A 24,083-nucleotide genomic window follows, 5' to 3' on the forward strand; every position below is an offset into this window, starting at 1 on the left:
TTTCGTACAAATTTTTTAAGCCCATCAAACCACCCAAAACAGCGTAAATCCACCCAAAAGCGCCTTTCGCACGCTTTTACAAACAGTTAAAACAAAAAAGGTCGTCCATGCTAACCAACTTTCGCCAGCAAGAAGTGCCAGAACGTCTTAGCCACCCTTTGGTTGATGAAGCCAAAGACAGTCTTATGCGCGCGGTTGGTTATCTGCCGTCTGATGAGCGCAAAGACGTGCTGCGCGCCTGCTATTTTGGCGATTTGGCGCACATCAAAGACAAGCGCAAATCTGGCGAACCGTACATCACGCACCCGATTGCCGTTGCGGAGATTATCGCAGGTTTTAAGCTGGACAGAGATACCGTCATCGCTGCCATTTTGCACGACACGGTGGAAGACACTGAAGTTACCGAAGCGCTTTTGACCGATATTTTTGGCGAAACGGTGGCGCGCCTAGTAGATGGCGTTACCAAGCTAAAATCCGCCAGCATGAGCAAGCAGCAAAGCCAAGCGGCAACCTTTCATAAAATTCTCACCGCCACCATCAGCGACCCACGCGTGCTGATTATCAAGCTGTCTGACCGCTTGCATAATATGTCCACGCTCGATGCCGTCAGCGAAGAAAAACAAAAACGCACCGCCCGTGAGACGCTAGATTTTTACATTCCTTTCGCGCGCATCATGGGGCTAAACGACATTGCCGACTACATCGAGCTTCTATGCTATCGCAACCTAAATCCTGCGATGTACACCAAATTCACCGACAAACTGCTCCAGCACGGACTTGGGCGCAATTTCCAAAAAGTAGAAATCAGCACTTATTTACAAAATCTTTTGCACCATCTGGGGCTAAATGGCAACGTGCAAGTGCTGGACAACCGCGCATCCATGTACCGCCAATTTTTCAAAAACCGCGGCGAAATGAGCAAGCTGATCCGCCAGTACGACTTTGAAGTCATCTTGGACGATGTAGAATCTTGCGATAAACTCGCCTTTTATCTGGTGCAACGCTACGAAATCAGCGACAACCAAATCCAAGACAATATCCGAAAACCCCAAGCAGGCGGCAATCAGTCTTTGACGCTGATTTATGAGCAAGACTACAATCACATTAAAGTTACACTACTCACCAAGCGTATGCAAGCCGCCGCACGACTTGGCGTGATCAGCCGTGATAAAGGCGACATCAGCCAATCTGTCGTCCAAGCCAGTCTGCGCAATATGCAAGACCTTGCCAATGCCGAATCTTTAGAAGGTGGCGATGCTGACACCGTTGCCATCATCAACGAACTCATCAGCTATCTGCACGAGCGTAAAATCGTCTGCTACAGCCCACAAGGCCGTGCTTATGAATTGCCGCGCGGCTCTACGGCACTGGATTTTGCGTATGCGGTCGGCCCTGCGATTGGTAATATTGCCGTGGGCGCAGACATCAATGGCGAGCATGGACGCTTGGGCAATGTGCTTGCCGATGGCGACAGCGTCAGCATTGAAACCGACAAAAACGCCATGCCAAAAGCCGAATGGCTAGGCTTTGTGGCGACCAACAAAGCACGCAGCGAAATTTTACGCGTACTAAAACGCCTGCCAGACAGCGACAAAATCGGCTACGGCAAAGAAGCGCTGGGGCGCGCGCTGAAAAATTACGGCAAATCCATTGATGATTTGAGCAAAAACGACTGGGCGGATATTTTAAGCTGGCGTGGCGTTTTGAGCGAAGATGAGATTTTTGTGCAAATTGCCAGCGGTACACTGCTACCGCAGCTTGTGGTTTCACGCCTGTTTAGCGAAGAAGTGGACAGCGCTGACGACAACGAAATCACCCAATCCAAACACCTGCTCGCTGGCGTCAAAGGCGTGGAAGTTACCTTCGCCAAATGCTGCAATCCCATTTATGGCGATCACATCGTGGGGCATTTGTCGTCCGCCAAAGGGCTTGTGATTCATCGCCACAAATGCTACTCGCTGGCAGCCATTCGCGCGGACAACCCATACCAAATCATTCAGATGAACTGGAAGCCTGACGTGAAAATTGACCACAAGGCGCACCAGCTGCACTTCACCGCCACACTGCGCATCTTTGCCTTGCTGAACGAAGAGCAAATCAGCCAAGTGATTTATGAGCTGCGCGCGCTGAACATCGGCATTGAGCAGACTTCCGTCAAGGCGGACGAAAAAGGCAAAGACGGCAAAATCGGCACCACCACCTTGCACGTCATCGTGCGTTCTCGTGCGCATTTGCACGAAGGCGTGGAAAAATTGCGCCAAATTCTTGGCTATCCGAACATCATGCGCCTGTATCAAGTTTGATTTTTTAGGTTTGATTTTTAAGTTTAGTTTTTGAATTTGGCCGCCAAATTGACGCATGATTTGCCAAAATTAACCAAACAAACACACCCAACGCAAAAAGCGCTTGAATTTTTGGGTGTGTTTGTTTTAAGATAATAAAAAATCCCAACAATTTGGCACACCACGCCAAACTTGCACAAAACACAACTCAAGGAACCTGCCATGTGCTGCAAAATTGATCTGAATTCACAAGCGGAAGCCGCGCACTTTTTGGGCAAAACCGAACCAAAAATCCTGCCACAAACTGCCGACAATGTCTCAGGCGGCATCGCTTATGCCAACAAGCCTGCCGAAAGTTTGTTTGACCGCTTGGTGGCGTATTTTCAGGCGAAAAAATAAGCAACTTTGGCAAATTTCACCATTGCCGCTTTTATTCGTTTTATCATTCGCCAAATTTTAATAAATTTATTAAATCATAACTCAAGGATTCATCATGGCAAAACAAATCATTCACACCGATGACGCACCAGCCGCCGTTGGCACTTATTCACAAGCCGTCAAAGTGGGCAACACCGTTTATATCTCAGGTCAGCTGGGGCTTGACCCAAAAACGATGGAGCTGCGTGAAGGCTTTAAAGCACAAGCCGAACAAGCGATGGACAACCTTGAAGCCATCGCCAAAGCAGCTGGCGGCTCGCTGGCAGACGTGGTGAAATTTAACGTTTCTTTGGACAATTTGGCGGATTTTGCCGAGCTAAACAGCGTGTTTGAAGCTCGCCTAAGCGCACCTTATCCTGCGCGCGCCGCTTTGGAAGTTGCCGCCTTGCCAAAAGGTGCAGCGGTAGAGATTGAAGCGATTTTATACGTTGAATAATCCACGCAGCGTGGCACTTAGGGGCAATTTCGCCCCTTTGTTTGTTTACGCCTGCGCTTGATAAACGCTTAAAAACTTGGCTTGGCAATACACCAAACCAGTACCTAAGTTCAAATCAAACCAAAAACCAAAACCAACCTGCACCCAGCTCACCGCCCCATGCTTTTACGCCTTGCCCTGCCGACACCGCTGTATCGCAGCTTTGACTATCTGTGTCCGAGCGAGTGCTTGGTACATGGCAAACTGCCTGCGGTCGGCAGCCGTGCGCTGGCACCATTTGGCAAAAAGCAGCTTGTCGGCATCATCATCGCTCACATCAATGCCACAGACAGCGATGTGCCTGCCAGCAAACTGCGCCCCATCATTGATGTGCTTGATGATACGCCCATTTTATCAGCGCAAATGCTTGACTTTGCTGGGTGGCTTGCCAGATATTATCATTATCCGCTGGGCGATACGCTTTCGGTGATGCTGCCTGCGCTGATTAGCCAAGGCAAGCCGATTCACACCCCAAAAACGCTCTGGCAACGCACCAGCACGCCTGCCGATGGCATTGCCAAATCCGCCAAAAAGCAGCTTGCTTGTCTTGAGCTGTTTTGCGCCCTGCCAGATGGCGTGAGCGACACCGATTTACGCTTGGCAAACATCAGTAGCCAAACGCTCAAAGCCTTACAAGACAAAGGCTTAATCCAAAAAAACACCCTAAAAACCACGCCAAATGCGCCGCCTACTGCCCAAGTCATTGGCGAAGTGCTGCCGCCCAATGATGAGCAGCGCAGTGCCATTGACACCATCACCCAAGCGATAGACGCTGGCAATTATCAAGGCATTTTACTGCACGGCATCACAGGCTCTGGCAAGACCGAAGTGTACTTGCAAGCAATGGCGCACGCCCTAGCCGCTGGCAAGCAGGTGCTGATTTTGGTGCCAGAAATTGGGCTGACACCGCAGACCAAATCTCGCTTTGGCTCTCGCTTTGCCGCCAATATTTGCGTGCTGCATTCAGGGCTAAACGACAGCGAACGGCTGGCTGGCTGGGCGGATTGCCTACTTGGGCAAGCGCAAATCATCATCGGTACTCGCTCAAGCGTGCTGTATCCGTTTGCCAATCTTGGGCTGATTATCATTGACGAAGCGCATGACGGCTCTTATAAGCAGCAAGACCATCTGCGCTATCACGCCTGCGATGTGGCACTGTGGCGTGGGCTGACGGAGCGCATTCCTGTGGTGCTGGGGACTGCCACGCCCAGCCTTGAGCAGTTAAAACTTGCCCAAAACGGCAAACTACACCAATGCAAACTGACCAAACGTGCTGGCGCTGCCACGCTTGCGCAAATGCAGCTGATTGACATTCGCCAAAGCACCAGAGCCGTCATGCACCAAGATGGGCAAGCGCACGACACCACGCTTGGCGATGACACCGTACGGCAAATGCGTGAATGCCTAGCGCGTGGTGAGCAGGTGCTGGTGTTCATCAATCGCCGTGGCTATGCGCCAATTTTACTGTGCGATGCGTGTGGCTGGCAGGCAGACTGCCCAAATTGCGATGCGCATTTGACGCTGCACAAGGGACATTATACTTATCTAAAATGCCATCACTGCGGACATCAGACCGCACCGCCGCACGCCTGCCCAGAGTGTAACAGCGCCAATCTCATCAATCTAGGACTTGGCACAAGCAAACTTGCTGAACATCTGCACGCCCTTTTTGCCAATCCACAAATCAGCCCCATAAGCTATCCCATCGTGCAGATTGACAGAGACACCATGCGTAAAAAAGGCGCATGGGAGCGCACTTATGCGCAGATTTTGACGGGCGCGCCCATGATTTTGGTCGGTACGCAGATGATTGCCAAAGGGCATCATTTTCCGAATGTAACGCTCGTGGTTATTAGTGATGCGGACGCAGGGCTGTTGTCGCCTGATTTTCGCTCGCCAGAACACACCGCCCAGCGTATCATTCAGGTGGCGGGACGTGCTGGCAGAGCGGACAAGGCAGGACGTGTGCTGATTCAAACTCGCCAGCCAGACAATCCGCTTTTGACCACGCTGGTGTGCCAAGGCTATGACGCTTTTGCGCAAAACTTGCTCAAAGAACGCCAAATGCTTGGCTTGCCGCCTTTTGCCCATGCGGCGCTGATTCGTGCCGAAAGCCACGACGTCGCCAAAGCACGCACCGCCATCGCTGAAATCGGCAAAAACCTACCAAAAACGCACGACATCGCCACCATCAGCACAGACGCACCGATGGCAAAAAAAGGCGGACGCTATCATGTGCAGTTTTTATTACTCGCCAAAAACCGCAAATCTTTGCACGCTTTGCTGGACGCACATTGGCTGCGTTTGATTGACTTGCCAAGCGTCAAGGCGGTGAAAATTTCGCTGGACATTGACCCGCTCGGCTGGTGATTTTTTGGTTGATGGTTTTTGGCTAATGATTTTCGGCTGATAATTTGCGCCACACTTGATGATTTGCGTACCTTTACAGCCAAAATCCTAAAAACGCAAGCACCAACAAATGCGCAGGATAAAAAATATAAAACACATAGCGATGATGAAGGATTTGGTGCAAACTTGCACCCATCGTGAAGCGTTTGGCTGGGCGAAATTGATGGCTTGCTGGTGAAGTTGGATTTGCTTGCAAGGTTTGATTGGCTGGGAAATTTTGGCGGTTTTCTTGCGAAGTTTGATTGGCTGGGAAATTTTGGCGGCTTTTTGGTGAAATTTGCGCATGACGGCGGTGTTTTTGACCGTCAAACGCATAAATCAGCGGCACAACCAGCAGCACGCCAAAGTGCATAAATCCCACGCCTGCCGTACGCACAAAGCCATAAGTCAGCACATAAAAAATGGGCGCACCCAGCACGAAAGCCGCCAGCATTTTGCGCTTGTTCGCCTGCGTTTTGCCATAAAAATAATCAAACACCAATGCTTGTGCCACCAATGCCGCACCATAATCGGCAAATTGCGCCGCCCACGCCAAAATCCCCACGCCAAGCGCACGCAGCCACCACGCCAAAGCGTCATGGCGCACATACAGCGCGCACAGCGCAAAAAACAGCGTGAATAGCACATTACCCTGCCCGCTTAGCACATCTTGCCAAATCAGCGCACTCACCACCGACCAATCATCTCTCGGATAGCCGCCTTGCACCGCCGACACGCTCGCCCCATACAGCGCATAAGGCAGCTGCGAAATCACGGCAAACGCCAGCAAACGAAACGCATACGCCCCAAAATTTGCCGTGTGGCGAAACCCCACCACCAAAAAATACACCATCAAAGGCGCAACCAGCCGCCCAATAAAATGCAGCCATTCTGACAAAAGCGTCTGCACATCAAGCCACAGCCACGCCACATGATCCAGCGTCATCGCCAGCATAGCGATCCATTTTAGCTCAAAGGCGCTTAGGTGAAATTTGGGCGTTTTCATAAATAATGGGTTGGTGTGGGTTTTGATTGTGTGATGATAATTACTAAGTCCATTTGGCGGCAGCGCAATCTGATGTTTTCAATTTAAATAATTGAATTTATTAGTTTTTTACTACCCAATACACCTTCTCGGCGTTTGTTTTTTATTCAGCGATGTTTGGCAACGCCACACCACTTGCCCATCGTCCAGCACCGCGCGGTACAGCGTCAGATTTTCACCATTTAGATAGCGCACAGGATAATGCGCCTTTTTTACCGTGGCGATGATGGCGCAATCGGTGCGCACGCCCGCCACTTGCCCCACCACCTGCATGGACACCGCCTGATCACGGCTACTGATGGGCATTCCTACAGGGCATTTGCCTTGTTGTTCGTAAATATATGACACACGTTTTTGGGCGGCATTGGCGGCTTGATAACTCTCAAAAATCACCGCCTGCTCTTTTTGCGTGGCGATGATTGGCACAAATTGCAGCACGATGGTCGCCAAAATCAGCCCAAACATCGCAAACGCACAGCCCAGCCCCACCAGCGACACACCCCCTTCACGGCGCAAATGCGCACGCTGCTCATCTGGCGCATTCGGGTACAGCTCCAGCACATCAGCAATCTCACGCCTTGCCATGCGATAATAATACGCATCCGCCCAGCGCGCCACCATGCTCGCCCAAAACAGCCACACCGTACCACCAACCAGCACACGCACCGTAAAATGCCACGCTTCAGGGAAAAAGCCGATGAATAAAAACTCAAACGCCGCCAAAATGATGGCGATATTCACCTTGATAAACGACCAACCCGCCACGCAATACACCACACAGTCTAGATAACGCTTGCGGTACAAAAGCCAGCCAAAAGTGCTAAAAAATGCCGCCCAATTCCAGCGCGCGTGCAGCCTGCCCACACGGTCAAATTCGGCAAACTGTCGCAAATAATACGCCTGCGAGCGTGTGCCGATGAACCAGCGGTCAAGCTCAGTGCGCCTTGTGGCAGACAGCTTGGCTTGATAAAACGGCGGTGGTGTGGTCTGCTCTAAAAACGGCAATTTTAAAAACATAATTCAACTTTTTTAAGATAGGCGGATATAAGGCAAGCGGATTAAGACAAGCGGACTTTCAATGGCATGGCAAGCCTAAATCAAGCAAGCAAACGCACAGCAAACGAAAATTTATTTGCGCCTTTTTCCGCCCTATTTTATAATGGTGAATTTGGCTTGATGTCAAGCGTTTGGCGTTTTTACGTTTTACATTGACATTACAAACCCAAATTTTTTACGAATTTTTAAGCGGTTTTTAATTTTAAACGACTTTAAATCGCTTTACATAAACCGCTTTACGCAATTTTTATCACTCTTTTAAAAAGCCAAATTATACCGCCCAAACGGGCAAGGTTTCAACCACCAAGGATAGCCAAGCCAACATGAACACCGCTTCCACCACTTTTGCAAACCCACAAAACGGTACACAAAACGACACGCCAAACGCACCGCTTGCGCCCATCGGTGGCGACCGCCAAACCCCTGATGTCAGCCGCGCCGCCATCAAAGACGACATTGACAAGCTGAGTAAAACGCCAGAGCAATTTCGCCAAATCCAGACCTTCATGAAGCGGCGCACGCACATGAACGCTAATTCAGAGCTGGCGCTCACGTCCAGCGAATTTGCCGCCTACATCATCAATCACGGCGGCGAGCTTGGCAAGCTGGGCGATGTCAGCCAAATCCGTGATTTGCGCCAATGCTTTGCCGATACGCCAAACGGCAGCAGCGCACCGCTCACGCTGGAGATTGGTTTTGGCATGGGCGACAGCCTGCTTGAGATGGCGCAAAACGCCCCCGAGCGCAATTTTGTCGGCATTGAAGTGCATGAGCCAGGCATTGGGCGCGCGGCATTTTTGGCGCACGAGCTTGGCTTAACCAACCTAAAATTCATCAATGGCGATGCCATCGCCCTACTGGAAAATCTGCCAGCCAACCACTTAGACACCGTGCAGCTGTACTTTCCAGACCCTTGGCAAAAAAAACGCCATTATAAGCGCCGCTTTGTTACGCCTGAGCGTATGGCGCTGGTTGCCGAGCGGCTTGCCGTGGGCGGAATTTTCCACGCCGCCACCGACTGGGAGCATTATGCGCTGTGGATGCTGGACGTTTTGGATCATATGCCGCAGTTTGAAAACGTCAGCGGTCAAGGTAATTTCACGCCACGCCCAGATTTTCGCCCACAGACGAAATTTGAAAAACGCGGCATGGATTATGGGCGCAGCTCTTGGGACGTGATGTATCGTAAAGTTTGAGCGATTCGCGCCGTTGGCAATCACGCTTGACCTTGCCCACTTTTAAATCCGCACTTTTTAAAGTTATCCACTTTTAAAATCATCACCGTGCTGCAATCATTAAAACAGCTGTCAAAACAGCCATCAGTACGGTGATTTTTACAACCTGCCAAAACACAAATCATCTTACCAAAGCCCATCACGCCACCAGCCAAAATGGTGGAACATCTTAGAGTAATCATCAAAAAATCTTTGCCAAACTCTGCGTGAAACACGCCATTTTTATGGCAACACGTCCACCTGCCAAGCGATTTTTATTCATCAAATCCTGGTATTCATCATTTTTACTTGCACGCTTTTATCTTGGCAAAGACTTGTGGTTATTAGGCTTGCTCGCTTATCCACAAAATCTGTGGATAACTTTGTGGAAATGGTGGAAATCATCGCTTGCAATCCTTGATAAACTAAGGCGTACACAAGGTTTTTGTGCGGTTATCAGTTTTACACAATGATAAAATTTATCCTTATAAATCAATAAGTTATTATTTTTCATCAAAAACAATCCGCACCGACATTTTCATCAATTTTTACGCATGATTTTTATTAAAATGTTCCACAAAATCCACCAAATTTCATTCATAAAATCTGTGGATAACTTTGTATGTTTCACGAAAATTTTTGGTGTTTTTATGATGTTTGCTTGCCATAATGCGCCAGCGAATTTGACAAAAATTTTAAAAACCCAAGCGCAAAACACCGCCAAAACAAACCCACAAAACTTATAAAAATCATGCTATAATGGGAGAAATTAACCAACTTTTTTAAGGACACATCGTGGACGAAAACAAAGAAAAAGCGCTCAAAGCCGCACTTGCGCAGATTGAAAAGCAGTTCGGCAAAAATACCATCATGCACCTAGGCGATGAATCCGCCAAGATTGACGTGGACGTGATTTCTACAGGCTCATTAGGCTTGGACATCGCGCTTGGCATTGGCGGCTTACCAAAGGGACGCATCATTGAGATTTTCGGCCCTGAAAGCTCTGGTAAAACCACGCTGACTTTGCAGGCGATTGCCGAATGCCAAAAACAAGGCGGCACTTGCGCCTTTATTGACGCAGAACACGCACTTGACCCAATCTACGCGCGCAAATTGGGCGTGGACATTGACAAGCTGATGGTATCACAGCCTGACAATGGCGAGCAGGCGCTTGAAATCGTGGATATGCTGGTGCGCTCTGGTGCGGTGGACATGATTGTCGTGGACTCGGTGGCGGCATTGACACCAAAAGCTGAAATTGAAGGCGAAATGGGCGACAGCCACATGGGCTTGCAGGCACGCCTGATGAGCCAAGCACTGCGTAAAATTACAGGTAATGCCAAGCGTTCAAACTGTATGGTTGTGTTCATCAACCAAATCCGCATGAAAATTGGCGTGATGTTTGGCAGCCCAGAAACCACCACAGGCGGTAACGCATTGAAATTCTACGCTTCTGTGCGCCTTGACATTCGCCGCATTGGCTCGGTCAAAGATGGCGAAGAAATCCTTGGCTCAGAAACGCGCGTGAAAGTCATCAAAAACAAAATGGCGCCACCATTCCGCCAAACCGAATTCCAAATCATGTATGGCGAAGGCATCAACCGCTTAGGCGAAATCATTGACCTTGGCGTGGACATCGGTGCCATCGGCAAATCTGGCGCATGGTACAGCTATGGCGAAGGCAAAATCGGTCAGGGCAAGGCAAACACGGTCAAATACCTAAAAGAACACCCTGAAATCGCCGAAGAAGTGGAACAAACCATTCGTGCGCAAAAACTACAAACATCTGCCGCTGCGCCTGCTGAAGCCAGCGCCCAAGAGCAAGCCGAAGCTGAACTTGGCGAAAACGATGCAGATTTGTTCTAATCTGCCGTGATCGCTGAATGTTAAACTTGTGGGTTTGGGCTGGTGAGTGAAATCTTAACGCTTGATGAAATCTTGGCGCAAATGGGCGAATCTACGTCCAGCGCCAAGCCATCTAGCAATCACACGCCAGCCCCAGCCGACACTTCAAAGCGCCACTCACTACAGCACGGCTCATCAAAACAAAACTCATCAAAGCGCAGTTCAAGTCATACTTGGCAAGCCGCCAAACCTTCTGATTTAAACGCAAATAGCACCAGCGCAAACTCATCATCTGCGCAAAAAACTGCCTTTTTAAAACCTGCGCCAAAACCCACGTCAAAACCAACCGCTCGTACAAACCGCCAAGTCATTGACGGTAAAAATTCGTACGCTCAAGATACTGACACTTGGCATTTGGACGCTGAAAACGCTGAAAATATTGCAAATCCAACCGCTCAAAACAAACCCAAAAAGCGCAAACACCGCCCACAAAGCACGCCAGATTTGCAGGCTTTAAGCAGTGTGAGCAATGACGCTTTGGCGGCTGCGCTGTCTGCCACGCCCATAGAAGCGATTTACCAAAACGATAAAGCTCAAAATCGGCTGCGCTGGCTGGCGTTTTATTATCTTTCCAATCGTGAACTTTCCGTCAAGCAGCTGCGCCAAAAACTGCTGGACAAAGACCAAGACCCACACATGGTGGAAGCACTGCTCGTGGAATTTGCCGAAAAAGGCTATCAAAGCGATGAACGCTGCGCCCACACGCTGATTCGAGAAAGCGTGCGCCGTGGGCGTGGCAAGCGGCACATCGCCCATGCGCTCAAGCAAGCAGGACTTGCCCTGCCGCACTCTTTGGACGAGCTGATTGCCGCAGCGGACGTGGAATTGGTGCTGGATAATCCGCACTCACCCACAGCAAATGGCACTTCAGGCAATGCTTCTACAGATGAGCCACCTGTGAATTGGCTAAAACTTGCCATTGAAGCACGCTGCAAAAAATACGGCAATCATCTGCCGCGCGACCAAAAAGAAAAAGCCAAGCAACTGCGGTTTTTGCAGTATCGTGGCTTTGATATGGGCGTGTGTTTTGATGCGCTCAAATACACGCTTGACACCATCGATGAGATTGATTTTTAAAAATTCGTGGTTGTTTAAAAAGCACGCCCAGCTGGAAGGCTGATTGAAAAGCTGGCTAAAAAACCATTATGGCTTAATAAGCTCACCACGAACGATTTTTTGGATTTGATTTTTGGATTTTAGATTTGGCACGCCTTTTAAAACCGCTAAATTTTAGGCGATTTTAATTTTTCCGCCCAAGCAATTCAGCCAAAAACACATCAAATCACAAGCAAAAACCCCAAAACACGCACGCTTTGGGGTTTGTCATGACTGGCTAGAAATCGTTGTAAATAAATCACGCCTTCACAACTTGCGAATGCAGCTTGGCAAGTCCTTGCTCCATGCGTTCTTGCAAAATTTGCGTCAGCTCACTGCGTGTCTTATCCGCAGGCTCAATCGGCTCAAGCGCCAGCACATAAGCGGTGATGCCGCCATTATCCATCACACGTTTTAGGCTTTCTGCCATCGTGCGCTCACCATAATACGCCGCATCGTCCGATAGCCTGCCGTCCTTATCCACATACGCCACCACCATCGGGCAAATCGGCAAACCTGTGTCCATGCTTGCTTGCAAAAGTTTGCCGTGCACTTTTTTGATGGCTTTGCCGTCTGTGGTCGTGGCTTCTGGAAAAAACACCACCGATGAGCCATCTTGTAAAAACTTGGCAATCTGATCGCTCACCGAACCTGCATCGCCAGAGCCGCGCTGGATAAACAGCGTGCCTGCCGCCGTTGCCAGTCTGCCAAAAATCGGCCATTTGCTGATTTCCGCCTTGGACAAGAAAAACACAGGCGCAACGCTGCCCACCACAGGAATGTCCAGCCAAGACACATGATTGCTCGCCCACAAGCCGTGTCTTTGCGGCACAGGCTCAACTTGCACCACACGCACGCCAAAGGAATTTGCCATCTTACGGCAAAAAACTTGAATGTATTTTGGCAGTGCTTCTCTTGGTAAATCGCCACGAAATGCGCCAACTTGGTACGCCTTTTTAAACCCACCGACCAAAGTGCTGCTCATGCCTGCCACCGATCTGGCGCGGCGATACTGCGTGCTGATAAAATTTGCCATAAATGCTGAATTTTCCTGTGTGATTGTGCTTTTTCGTCAGATGCTAAGCCTACCTTGAAACCGTGTAAATTGCAAGAAAATAGTGTACAAATGTTGCGAAAATTTGTAACACGATTTGATGATGGCGATTAAATGGTAACGTTAGGCAGGCGACAACAATTTGGTAATGCCAACTTGATGGCACTAATTTACCAATCTTGCCTTACAAAAAAACACGCCCAAATCATTGAGCGTGTTTTAAAAATTTACATTAAGACATCGCAGGCAGTGGCGGTGGCAGCTCGTCATTGCTTGGCTGCTGCGGCACTTCATGCTGATATTCTTTTGGCTCGCGCGGCTCTTCGCCATTCATGATTTGCAAGAATTGCTCACGGTCAATGGTTTCCCATTTCATCAGCGCATCCACCATGGCGTGCATTTTGTCGTGATTACCGTCAATCAATTTATACGCCACATCGTACTGCTCTTCTAGGATGCGGCGCACTTCTTCGTCCACTTTTTGCTGGGTGGCTTCTGAAATGGTGCGCGTGCTGCCGCCAAAATAGCCAGCGTGTTCTTCGTCTTCATAGACCATCACACCCATGGCATCAGACATGCCGTACTTAGTTACCATCGCACGCGCCATTTTGGTGGCACGCTCAAAGTCGTTGCTTGCGCCTGTGGATTTGCGATTGATAAAAATCTCTTCGGCAATGCGCCCGCCAAACAAAATAGACAGCTCGTTGAGCATTTTATCTTTATAATTGCTCACAGCGTCTTGCTCTGGTAGTTGCCAAGTTACGCCAAGCGCCCAACCACGCGGCATAATCGTTACTTTATGCACAGGGTCGGTATTTGGCAAAAGCTGCGCCACCAGTGCGTGTCCTGCTTCGTGATAGGCGGTCGCGCGGCGCTCTTCTTCTTTTAGCACCATAGACTTACGCTCAGGCCCCATGTACAGCTTGTCTTTGGCGTCTTCAAAGTCGTTCATATCCACGCTTGGCTTGTTACGACGAGCAGCAAACAATGCCGCTTCGTTCACCAAGTTGGCAAGCTGCGCACCACTAAATCCGGGTGTACCACGCGCCAAAGCGTTCACATCCACACCGATGGTGCTTGGCAATTTTTTCAAATGCACATTTAAAATCTGCTCACGGCCTTTAATGTCTGGCAAGCCCACCGACACTTGGCGGTCAAAACGACCGGGACGCAGCAGCGCCTTATCCAGTACGTCCACACGGTTGGTCGCTGCGATGACAATCACGCCATCATTGCCTTCAAAACCGTCCATCTCCACCAAAAGTTGGTTCAGCGTCTGCTCACGCTCATCATGACCGCCACCCATGCCGCTGCCACGATGACGGCCGACCGCATCAATCTCGTCAATAAAAATGATACAAGGCGCGTTTTTCTTGGCTTGCTCAAACATATCACGCACACGGCTTGCGCCCACGCCCACAAACATCTCTACAAAGTCAGAACCAGAAATGCTAAAAAACGGTACTTTGGCTTCACCAGCAATCGCCTTGGCAAGCAGGGTCTTACCTGTACCCGGTGGACCGACCATCAGCACGCCACGCGGAATGGTTGCGCCAAGTTTGGTGAATTTGCTCGGATCTTTTAGAAAATCCACAATCTCCACCACTTCTTGCTTAGATTCTTCACAGCCTGCGACATCAGCAAAGGTAACTTTGATTTGGTCTTCAGACAGCATTTTGGCTTTAGATTTGCCAAAGCTCATCGGATTACGGCCGCCCAAGCCAGCACCGCCGCCACCGCTCATGCCACGCGCAAACAGCCAAAACAGACCAATAATCAGCAAAATTGGGAAAGCGGCAATCAAAAGCTGCGTGCCAAGACCTTGGCGTTCTGGCGCCGTGCCTTGAATTTCCACGTCATGCTCACGCAAAAGTGGCATCAATTCATTGTCCGTAACCGCTGGGCGCACGGTCTCAAACTTCGAGCCGTTCACCTTGGTGCCAGAAATTTCTTCGCCGTCAATCTTCACTTCCTTGATTTGACCTTCCGCCACTGCGGTTACGAATGCCGAATAATTCAGCGCATCTGCGTCGCCACCAGTGCGGTCTAGGTTGCTGAAAATCACCACCACCAGACCAATCACCACCAGCCACAATAAGGTATTTTTTACCATGTCGCTCACAATTTTTCCTGTTTATTGCGTCATTTGCCGTAATGCCGATGGCATGGCAATGTCGTTTGCATTATGTTTTACGTTTTGTACGTTTCGTTTTGTTGCGCTTGGCACGTCTTTATGTCAAACGCATTTGCTAGATATAAGGCTTTATGCCAAAAAATCAAGGCAATTTACCAAACTTCATCAGCCGATTTTGCGCACGCTTATTTAATCGCCACCCAAAACATCTCTTTTGAACGTGGACGGCTGGCAGCTGGCTTAATGCTTTTGATTTTGCTGAATTTTTTTTGCATATCCGCACGCAGCTCTTGGCTGCCTTCGCCTTGAAAGACTTTCATAATCAGCGCACCACCCTCTGGCAGCACTTTTAGCGCAAAATCCACCGCCAGCTCGCACAAATACATCATGCGCGGCTGATCCACCGCAGGCATTCCAGAGGTGTTTGGCGCCATGTCAGAAATCACCACGTCCACCTTACGTCCGCCCACTTCGTCCATGATTTTATTAAAGGTCTCTTCTTCACGAAAATCCCCTTGGATAAAAGTTACGTTTTCTAGGGTGTCCATCGGCAAAATGTCCGAAGCGATGAGCGTGCCTGTGTCGCCCACGAGCTGCCCTGCCACCTGCGACCAACTGCCGGGCGCACTGCCCAAGTCCACCACCGTCATGCCTTTTTTGATGAGCTTGGTTTTTTCGTTAATTTCCAATAACTTATAAGCCGCTCTGGCACGATAGCCGTCCTTTTGCGCCTTTTGCACATAAAAGTCGTCAATATGCTCTTTCATCCACGCGCGTGATGATTTGGAGAACTTTTTGTTTGTGATTCTGGTTGCCATTTGATAATTTTGCTTAAAACTATATTTTAAATAAATGAAAAATTTTACGAAAGTTTAAAATAACACGATAGTTTAGCATTTTGCCACAAAAATTGCCAAAATTTCTGTTATAATATGCAAATTTATTGCTTTGCACTGCTTTGATTGCGGTGTTTTAAATCGCCATAAGCACGCCCAAGCAATACCCATCATTTGAGAAACATCATGAACGCAAAGAAAAAACGCCTACAAGACCTAAAAGCCCTGCGTGGCATTGGTCATAAACTTAATCCCATCGTAACGGTCGGTGGCAACGGTCTAAGCCCTACTTTGATTGAAGAAGTGTCGCGTGCGCTGTCTGACCACGAATTGATTAAAGTAAAAATCCCAGCAGGTTCTGCCGAAGAAAGACGCGACTGCGCTGACGCATTGGCAGACGCCACCGAATCTGCGGTGATTCATCACATTGGGCGCATGGTGCTGCTGCTGCGCCAAAATCCTGACGCCAATGACAAGCTGTCAAACTTGGCACGTTTTGGGTTTTGATGTCTGATAAGTGCTTGAATTTTTAAATACAATGACCCCATCAGCAAAACCGACAAACGACACTTTGGCTTGGCTTCATCGTCAAGCCTTTTGTGATTTTAATGCCAATTTTACCGATTTGAACGCTGATTTTACTCAAGACAGCCACCCAAAAACGCACGTTTTTTGGCTACAAGCGCACTTACCAAATCAGTCAAACTCATCAATACATCAGTCAATTTTACCCAACATCGCTGTGTGCGCTACATTCATCGCTAATACGCCCAAAAATTGCGCCCACTTGCTGCTCAGTTATTATCTGTCAGATACAGACTGGCTGACACTTGCGCCAACATCGCCCACGCACACCACTCGCCAAGACTATCTGTGGGAGCAAAATTGCCTTGAATGCTTTGTGGAATTTGGCGATAATGTAGGCTATCGTGAAGTCAATATATCCTTTGATGGCGCATTTAATGTGTACCATTTTTTGGCGTATCGTGCGCCTGCCGTCATGCCGCCTGTGCAAGACAGCCACGCTTCCGTCCAGTTCATTCACAGCACTCAAGCCATACCGCACTGGCATTCTTATCATGCGGTAGTGAGTTTTGATGACAATCCGCCAAACTTACACAAAATCCATCCCACCGCCATTTTATATCACGGCAGCACGCCTATTTTTTATGCCGAAAAACACGCCACGCCACCAGATTTTCACGACCGCCGATATTGGCGTGTGGCGAGTGAATGAAAATCGTCAAATTTCAAGTTTATAAATTTTGACAAATTAGATTAAAGAGCGATTTGCAGGTTCGGATTTGTGGGTTGAACTTGCGAAAACCCAACAAATTCAAAGATTTGCTATAAATACGTTGGGTTACGCTTTGCCAACCCAACTTACAGACATGGTTTTTCTCGTTCGCCCTGAGCTTGTCGAAGGGTTGAACTTGTGAAGGACTTGCAAAAACCGCCATGGTTCGACAGGCTCACCACGAACGGTTTTTTGAACAGTTTTGCGTGAAATGATGGTTTATCACTCGGAATGTTGGGTTACGCTTTGCTAATCCAACCTACGACTTAAAATCCAATTTACAACCCAAAACCCAACCACCCTTTTAAATCCCACAAACGCAAAAAACCAAGCGCAATCTGTGGGATTGGCTTGGTTTTGTGCTAAGCGAAAGTCTATAAAAAACGCTTAAAAAATCATTGCTCGTTCATCGCCAGCATTGTGCCAGAAGTTGCGCTGGCATCTAGATAGCGAGTGTCGCGCCATACGGTGTAGCCATTGTGCTTGCTGTATGGGCTAAACTTTGGCTGACGGAAATCTGACACCCAGTCTTTGCCGTCATAGATTTGAATGTGTCCGTGTGGGTTGCGAGAAGTGCGGTTGAATACCACCACGTCGCCCACTTGTGGCTCATAATTGGTGCTGCTGATTTGAGTAAAGCCTGCGCCTGCCAATGTGCCGTTTGCGTATTGATAAGCTGATGGCAGCGGCGTGAACTCATAGCCTGCTGATTGTAGTGCGCGGCGCACATACAAAGCACAGCGGCCTACACTGCGGCCATGTGCAGCACGAGAAGCGGCGCTGGCGGCGATGCTTGGTGCGCTGTTTGCGGTAAGCTGTGAAGCGGTAAAGCTGCTTGGTGCGCTAAATGTAGAAGATTGTGAAAAAGCAGAGCTGATACGCTGATTTGTATTACTGGCGCTGATGTGCGGTGTTTGAATGACCGCTTGGTTTGCCGTGGTGGCAAAGTTGCGATTAGCGCTTGCTTGGTTAGATTGGGCAATTAGGCTGTTGATTGCGTCATCAAGGTTGTTGCTGATGGTGTGTGCGCTACTGGTTTGCGCCACGCTCAAGCCAACTGCCGATACGAGCCAAAGAATACGTTTCATTCGTAAGTTCCTCACGCAGCTTTTTTACCCAACGCTTTTGCTCATCGCACGCCCCTTGGTATCAAAAACTACGCTTGATTTGGGTTTTGATTAAAAGCTTGTCATCACACGACACACAATCCACGTGCGCCAGCTTCGTGTTGCCCTAGGGCATTGTGAAAGGCAATCCTAACTTAATAAGTTACCAAAATTTTCACAACTTGATACACACTTAGCTCATCTGGCATGATACACTTGCTCTGTTGGACACCATGTCCAAAGTTTTTTGATTGCCTAGGTGAGATGATGACCGATTTTACAAAACCTGACTTGACGACCGCTCGTCCGATTGACGATTTGGCTGCCAAAACCCACACCACAAACTTTCTTGCCGCCCCCACAGAAAAGCTGGCTGCCGCAGGTGCAAAACCACCCAAAAATCTCGCAGCACGCTATCAGTATTTACAAGCCTGCACCAAAAAAGTTCGCCAAGCATTGCACGCTTTGGTTACGCCTGACGTGCTTGACGGCTGTCATGTGGTCTATGCGGACGCTCACCGAATGACTTTATCATTATTTTCAGCGACCGCCGCCAATCATCTGCGCTATGTATCAATGAATTGTGTTCAAGCTTTGCGCGCCTATGACCAGCAGTTTTGTGATTTGCAGGAAATTCGGGTGATTGCCACGCCGCCTGCACAATCGGTCTCTCGCCAAAACAGTTCTCAAAAAACCTTAAGCGAAAACACGAAGCGTATTATAAACCAAAATGCAAACAATGTCATCAAGCATGATGGGCTAAGACAAGCACTTTTACGCCTTGCCAATGACGATGGCGACACAAAGGTTTGAGAAATCCGCAAAAATCGCCAACATTTCATAATAGCGAATAAGACTTATTATCTTTTGTAACTTTGTAAAGTTTTGTAAACATTGTGCTAGTTTTTCGTATCCAAAAGCTCAGATTTTGTGAAATTTAATTGCTTAATGCTTAAATAAACTTAAGTAAACGCTCGTTCTTTAAAAACTCTTGTGCTGTGGTGCTAATTTTTTTGTGTATTTTATTGGCAAATCACTCGCCTAGGTTTTATCTTTACTCAAATCAAATTGCCCGCTTGGCACGCAATTTTACCAATGCTTTCGCAAAATACCTTTATTATCAAGGCTTTACACACACTCACCAATCATCGTCTTGCAAATTTTTCATCATTTATCAAAACTTATTCGCCAAAAAAAATCCCGGTCATCGCACCAAAATTTGGCGGATAAGCTGGGATTTGCTTTTAAAAAATCATCAGTAAAACTGACAAATAAAATACAACTTTTATATCAATTTCACACCGCCCAAACGGCAAATTACACAACAAAAATTTTACCAAAAATAATGCGCCAATTCTTGCGATAAGTTTGCACAAAAATTGACGCACAGTTTGCCAATGAAATTTTGGCAGATTTTATGATGCTAACTTTGTTTCTCACGCTGCCGATGGCAGTGCCGCCACATACTCGATCGGGCAGTCGTCTTCGTTACAAAAAGTTACAATTTCATAGTTGCTTGGGTCGGCAAGCACCGCACGAATCAGCTGATTATTCACCGCATGACCTGATTTGTAGGCGGAAAATTTACCCAAAAGCGCATGACCAATGACGAATAAATCACCCACTGCGTCCAGCATTTTATGGCGTACAAACTCATTTGGATAGCGCAATCCGCCTTCATTGACAATGGCGTCTTCGCTCAGCACCACGGCATTATCAAGACTACCGCCCAACGCCAAATTATGCTGGCGCAAATATTCCAAATCCTTTAAAAACCCAAAGGTGCGTGCCTGTCCCACTTCACGAGCGAAGTTGGCGGTGTTAAAATCCAGCGTGGTTTTTTGGTCGGTGGCGGCGATGGCAGCATGACTAAAATCAATCTCAAAATCCATCAAAAATCCGCCATCATAAGGCATAAGCTGCGCCCATTTATCGCCATCTTCCACACGCACAGGTTTTAGGATTTTGATGAATTTTTTGGCGGCTGACTGCTCCACCACGCCCACTTCGCTCAGCAAAAACAAAAATGGTGCAGCCGAACCGTCCATAATGGGGATTTCAGCAGCATCAACTTGCACACGCAAATTATCAATGCCAAAAGCTGCGATCGCCGACATCAAATGCTCAATCGTGCCAATGCGCGCTTCGCCCTGCACCAGATTTGATGACATCATGGTGTCGTGGATTTGCTCTGGGTGTACCGCCACGCTTGCGCCGTCCAAATCCACACGCTCAAAGACAATGCCCGTGTCGCACTCGGCAGGCAGCAGTGTCAGCGTAACTTTTTTGCCGCTGTGCAGTCCGATACCTGTGGCGGTGATGGCTTGAGCAATGGTGCGTTGTTTGGTCATGACAAATCCAAATGTTACAAAATATGTATCATTGTAGCACTTAGCGTGCGTTTTGTCATCAAAATTGGTGAAACATTGGCATAAGCAAAATAGATTGAGACTGGCGCGCTTGAAAAATGCTTGCAAATGCGCAAATCTTTGCTATAATAGGCAAACTTTTAGGCGCATAGCTCAGTTGGTTAGAGCACCACCTTGACATGGTGGGGGTCGTTGGTTCGAGTCCGATTGCGCCTACCATATCCAAACCCCTTGTAAGTCTTGTACTGCAAGGGGTTTTTGTTTGCCCAAAAATACTGGCGATACTGGTTCAACTTTTAAGTCCATCTTTCAAACCCACCTTATAATCCACCCATTTCCCAAGAGCTTCCCAACCCTTCTGCCAAACCCAAGCAAAATTTTCGCACACACCGCCAATATCCGCTATAATAAAGGCAAATTCACTCGCTTAACCAAAAATTATCATGAAAGATTACACCATCATTCCAAACCTTGCCACGCTTGATACCGCCCACATTGACAAAGCTCGCGCGCCTGTGGTGCTGGTGGACGGCTCGTATTATTTGTTTCGCTGCTTTCATGGCTTGCCGCCTTTGTCAAATAAGGATGGCTTGCCCACCAATGCCGTGCGTGGTGTGCTAAATGCACTCAATAAACTCATCAAAAAATATCAGCCCACGCACATGGCGGTCGCTTTTGACACCAAAGCACCGACTTTTCGCCACGAGCTGTCCGAAGCCTACAAAGCCCACCGCCCACCGATGGACGAAGATTTGGCGGTGCAAATTCCCTACATTCACCGCATGATTGAGCTTTTGGGCATTCCGCTCATCAAACTGGACGGCTTTGAAGCGGACGACATCATCGGCACGCTGGCATACACCGCTTGCCAAGCTGGGCATTCGGTGGTGATTTCCACAGGCGATAAAGACATGGCGCAGCTGGTCAATGACTGCGTGATTTTAGAAGACAGTTTTAAGGGCGTGATTACCGATACCGCTGGCGTGGTGGAGAAATTTGGCGTGTCCGCACCACAAATCGCCGATTATCTCACCCTGATGGGCGATGCGTCCGATGGCATTGCTGGCATTCCTAAAGTGGGCGCAAAAACCGCCGCCAAACTACTCACCGAATACGGCTCGATTGACGGCATTTTGGCAAATCTAGGCGACATCAAAGGCGTGGTCGGCAAAAACTTGACGGAATTTCAAGACACCATTCCGCTCAATCGCACGCTTGCCACCATCGTAACCAACCTAGATTTGCCGGTGCAATTTGGCGACATCACGCTTGATCACAGCCTTACCGCCAAACAAAAAACCGCCAAAGAGCTGTACGCTTTATTTGCCGAGCTTGAGTTTAAAAAAGAGCTTGGCGAAGTGGGCGCAATTTTGGCTGCCGATGAAAACGCACTAAAAGAGCTGGCAAGCCAAGCCCAATCAAATCAAGCCACCAGCGAAACCAAGTCAAGCGAGCAAACTGAGCAGGCGGACGATTTTGCGCCTGCCATTACTGCGCTTGCCATCAAGCCCACCAAATACCACACCATCAGCACGCAGGCGGATTTTGATGCGCTGATTGAGCGCTTACAAGGCGCGGCGCACTTTGCCATTGACACCGAAACCACCGACATCAACTGGCAAAACGCTGAACTTGTAGGCGTATCCATCGCCATGGATAATTATGAAGGCTACTACATTCCTGTGGAGCATACGGGCGATTTTGACATTTTGCTGGACGGTCAGCTGGAGCGAGAAACCGTGCTTGCCGCCCTAAAACCACTACTGGAAAACCCAAACATCACCAAAATCGGACAGCACGCCAAATACGACATGCACATCTTTGCCAAATACGGCATTGACGTGGGCAGGCTTGGCGCAGAAGATTGGTTTGACACCATGCTGGCAAGCTACGTCATCAATGCAGCCGCCACACGGCATAACATGGACGATCTTGCCAAGCATTATTTGCACATCACAACCACCACCTTTGAAGATGTGGCAGGCAAAGGTGCAAAACAGGTCAGCTTTGATAAAGTGGCGCTGGACAAAGCAAGCGATTATGCGTGCGAAGATGCGGACGTAACTTTCAGATTGTTTAGTATTTTTAATCAATATCTGCAATCAGACGACAACACCAACAAACTTTTGCACCGCTTGGAAATCCCCACCGCCAAGATTTTGGCGCAGATGGAGCGCAGCGGCATTTTGATTGAGCGGCAATTTTTGGGTAAATTATCCCAAGAATTTGACCAAAAGATTTTCGCGCTAGAAGAAGAAGCGCATAGACTTGCAGGGGAAAATTTCAATCTTGCCAGCCCAAAACAGCTGGGCGAGATTTTGTTTGACAAGCTGGGCATTGCTGGCGGCAAAAAAACCAAAACAGGACAATACTCCACTTCTGAAGCGGTGCTGAGCAAGATTGAACATCCACTGGTGGACGTGGTGCTAGAGCATAGAAGTTTAGCAAAACTTAAAAGCACCTACACAGACGCACTGGCAGCCGCCGCCGACAAAGAAGGACGTGTGCATACCAGTTATCATCAGGCACTCACCAGCACAGGGCGACTGTCATCGTCTGACCCAAACCTACAAAATATCCCAATTCGTACCGACACAGGCAGGCTGATTCGTAAAGCCTTCATCGCCCCAAAAGGCAGAGTCATCATGGCGGCTGACTACTCGCAGATTGAGCTGCGTTTGATGGCGCATTTTAGTGGTGATGAAAGTCTGATTGCTGCGTTTAAAAACGACCTAGACATTCACACCGCCACCGCTGCCGAAATCATGGGCAAAGAACTTGCGGACGTTACGCCAAATGAGCGCCGTGCTGCCAAGGCGGTGAATTTTGGCTTGCTGTACGGCATGGGTGCGTTTGGGCTTGCCAAGCAGCTGGGCGTGGAGCGTGGTGTTGCCCAAGATTACATCAAACGCTATTTTGCGCGCTACCCTGCGATTCACGATTATATGGAAAACACCAAAACGATGGCGCGCGAGCAAGGTTTTGTGCGCACCATTTTAAATCGCAAGCTGTATTCGCCAGACATAAAATCCGCCAATCGCATGATACGAGATGGCGCAGAACGTGCCGCCATCAACGCACCGCTGCAAGGTTCTGCCGCTGAAATCATCAAACTTGCGATGATTGCCGTGGCGGACGTGCTGCCAGAAAATCACGCCAAGCTGCTGCTGCAAGTGCATGACGAATTGGTGTTTGAAGTGGACGAAGATAAAGTTGATGAAATCAGCGCACTCATCAAAACCGCCATGCAAAATGTGCTGACCGACACCGCCAAAACGCTGGGCTGGGACGTAGATTTTGCTGTGCCTTTAGTGGCGCAAATTGGCGTGGGCGCAAATTGGGACGAAGCGCATTGATTAGCGAATAATTTGCAAAACCAAAAACCCTGC

The 24,083-nt window shown here is 48.6% G+C and carries 19 protein-coding genes and 1 tRNA gene; 12 read left to right on the top strand and 8 right to left on the bottom strand.

Annotation, left to right across the window (positions count from 1 at the left end; all coding sequences use genetic code 11):
* Positions 1-107 precede the first annotated feature (107 nt).
* The 4 genes from B0181_RS07010 to B0181_RS07025 all read left to right on the top strand — a co-directional run bounded on the left by B0181_RS07010 (position 108) and on the right by B0181_RS07025 (position 5,565).
* On the top strand, positions 108-2,303 hold the full coding sequence (locus B0181_RS07010) for a RelA/SpoT family protein (RefSeq protein ID WP_078276797.1): 2,196 nt from the start codon (positions 108-110) through the stop codon (positions 2,301-2,303).
* A gap of 201 nt (positions 2,304-2,504) precedes the next feature.
* A complete protein-coding gene (locus B0181_RS12220) occupies positions 2,505-2,681 on the top strand; it encodes a hypothetical protein (RefSeq protein ID WP_165474555.1) in 177 nt (58 codons plus the stop codon).
* A gap of 94 nt (positions 2,682-2,775) precedes the next feature.
* A complete protein-coding gene (locus B0181_RS07020; RefSeq protein WP_078276799.1) occupies positions 2,776-3,156 on the top strand; it encodes a Rid family detoxifying hydrolase in 381 nt (126 codons plus the stop codon).
* A 159-nt stretch (positions 3,157-3,315) separates the two neighbouring features.
* Positions 3,316-5,565: a primosomal protein N' gene (locus B0181_RS07025; RefSeq protein ID WP_078276800.1), complete on the top strand. Its 2,250-nt coding sequence runs from the start codon at positions 3,316-3,318 to the stop codon at positions 5,563-5,565.
* A gap of 73 nt (positions 5,566-5,638) precedes the next feature.
* Here B0181_RS07025 and B0181_RS07030 read toward each other — a convergent pair whose 3' ends face one another.
* Both B0181_RS07030 and B0181_RS07035 read right to left on the bottom strand, forming a co-directional pair.
* Positions 5,639-6,589 (bottom strand): TraX family protein, encoded by a 951-nt coding sequence (locus B0181_RS07030; RefSeq protein WP_078276801.1) that lies wholly within the window; start codon positions 6,587-6,589, stop codon positions 5,639-5,641.
* A 111-nt stretch (positions 6,590-6,700) separates the two neighbouring features.
* The gene (locus B0181_RS07035; RefSeq protein WP_078276802.1) at positions 6,701-7,645 is read right to left on the bottom strand and encodes a pilin; all 945 of its coding nucleotides are present in this window, start codon (positions 7,643-7,645) and stop codon (positions 6,701-6,703) included.
* Positions 7,646-8,007: 362 nt separating this feature from the next.
* Between B0181_RS07035 and trmB the strand changes: the two genes are divergently transcribed.
* Positions 8,008-8,880: a tRNA (guanosine(46)-N7)-methyltransferase TrmB gene (gene trmB / locus B0181_RS07040; protein ID WP_078276803.1), complete on the top strand. Its 873-nt coding sequence runs from the start codon at positions 8,008-8,010 to the stop codon at positions 8,878-8,880.
* Between the two features lie 20 nt (positions 8,881-8,900).
* On the opposite strand, the gene B0181_RS07045 is transcribed toward trmB, so the two are convergent.
* Positions 8,901-9,101, bottom strand: a complete 201-nt coding sequence (locus tag B0181_RS07045) for a hypothetical protein (RefSeq protein WP_078276804.1) — start codon at positions 9,099-9,101, stop codon at positions 8,901-8,903.
* A gap of 592 nt (positions 9,102-9,693) precedes the next feature.
* On the opposite strand from B0181_RS07045, the gene recA reads away from it, so the two are divergent.
* Together recA and B0181_RS07060 are read left to right on the top strand one after the other, a co-directional pair.
* A complete protein-coding gene (recA, locus tag B0181_RS07055; protein ID WP_078276806.1) occupies positions 9,694-10,764 on the top strand; it encodes a recombinase RecA in 1,071 nt (356 codons plus the stop codon).
* Positions 10,765-10,806: 42 nt separating this feature from the next.
* Positions 10,807-11,880, top strand: a complete 1,074-nt coding sequence (locus B0181_RS07060; protein WP_115338051.1) for a regulatory protein RecX — start codon at positions 10,807-10,809, stop codon at positions 11,878-11,880.
* Between the two features lie 277 nt (positions 11,881-12,157).
* On the opposite strand, the gene B0181_RS07065 is transcribed toward B0181_RS07060, so the two are convergent.
* The 3 genes from B0181_RS07065 to B0181_RS07080 form a co-directional block, all read right to left on the bottom strand.
* Positions 12,158-12,934, bottom strand: coding sequence for a lysophospholipid acyltransferase family protein (locus B0181_RS07065; RefSeq protein ID WP_078276807.1), 777 nt, complete (start codon positions 12,932-12,934; stop codon positions 12,158-12,160).
* Between the two features lie 250 nt (positions 12,935-13,184).
* Complete coding sequence (ftsH, locus tag B0181_RS07070; RefSeq protein WP_078276808.1) at positions 13,185-15,065, bottom strand: ATP-dependent zinc metalloprotease FtsH; 1,881 nt, start codon at positions 15,063-15,065, stop codon at positions 13,185-13,187.
* 206 nt (positions 15,066-15,271) lie between these two features.
* Positions 15,272-15,904 (bottom strand): RlmE family RNA methyltransferase, encoded by a 633-nt coding sequence (locus B0181_RS07080; protein WP_078276810.1) that lies wholly within the window; start codon positions 15,902-15,904, stop codon positions 15,272-15,274.
* Positions 15,905-16,108: 204 nt separating this feature from the next.
* Here B0181_RS07080 and B0181_RS07085 point away from each other — a divergent pair, with 204 nt between their 5' ends.
* Positions 16,109-16,429, top strand: coding sequence for a YhbY family RNA-binding protein (locus tag B0181_RS07085; protein ID WP_078276811.1), 321 nt, complete (start codon positions 16,109-16,111; stop codon positions 16,427-16,429).
* Between the two features lie 31 nt (positions 16,430-16,460).
* Entirely contained in the window at positions 16,461-17,159 is a 699-nt protein-coding gene (locus B0181_RS07090; RefSeq protein ID WP_078276812.1) for a DOMON domain-containing protein, read from the top strand.
* Between the two features lie 455 nt (positions 17,160-17,614).
* Here B0181_RS07090 and B0181_RS07095 read toward each other — a convergent pair whose 3' ends face one another.
* On the bottom strand, positions 17,615-18,307 hold the full coding sequence (locus tag B0181_RS07095) for a CHAP domain-containing protein (protein ID WP_078276813.1): 693 nt from the start codon (positions 18,305-18,307) through the stop codon (positions 17,615-17,617).
* Between the two features lie 285 nt (positions 18,308-18,592).
* Here B0181_RS07095 and B0181_RS07100 point away from each other — a divergent pair, with 285 nt between their 5' ends.
* The gene (locus B0181_RS07100; RefSeq protein ID WP_078276814.1) at positions 18,593-19,138 is read left to right on the top strand and encodes a hypothetical protein; all 546 of its coding nucleotides are present in this window, start codon (positions 18,593-18,595) and stop codon (positions 19,136-19,138) included.
* Between the two features lie 623 nt (positions 19,139-19,761).
* Here B0181_RS07100 and lpxC read toward each other — a convergent pair.
* Positions 19,762-20,676: a UDP-3-O-acyl-N-acetylglucosamine deacetylase gene (gene lpxC / locus B0181_RS07110; protein WP_078276850.1), complete on the bottom strand. Its 915-nt coding sequence runs from the start codon at positions 20,674-20,676 to the stop codon at positions 19,762-19,764.
* A gap of 160 nt (positions 20,677-20,836) precedes the next feature.
* Here lpxC and B0181_RS07115 point away from each other — a divergent pair.
* A tRNA-Val gene (locus tag B0181_RS07115) sits at positions 20,837-20,913 on the top strand.
* Positions 20,914-21,137: 224 nt separating this feature from the next.
* Positions 21,138-24,050: a DNA polymerase I gene (gene polA / locus B0181_RS07120; protein ID WP_078276816.1), complete on the top strand. Its 2,913-nt coding sequence runs from the start codon at positions 21,138-21,140 to the stop codon at positions 24,048-24,050.
* The last annotated feature ends 33 nt before the right edge of the window (positions 24,051-24,083 follow it).

The sequence above is a fragment of the Moraxella caviae genome (assembly GCF_002014985.1).
GTDB lineage: Bacteria > Pseudomonadota > Gammaproteobacteria > Pseudomonadales > Moraxellaceae > Moraxella > Moraxella caviae.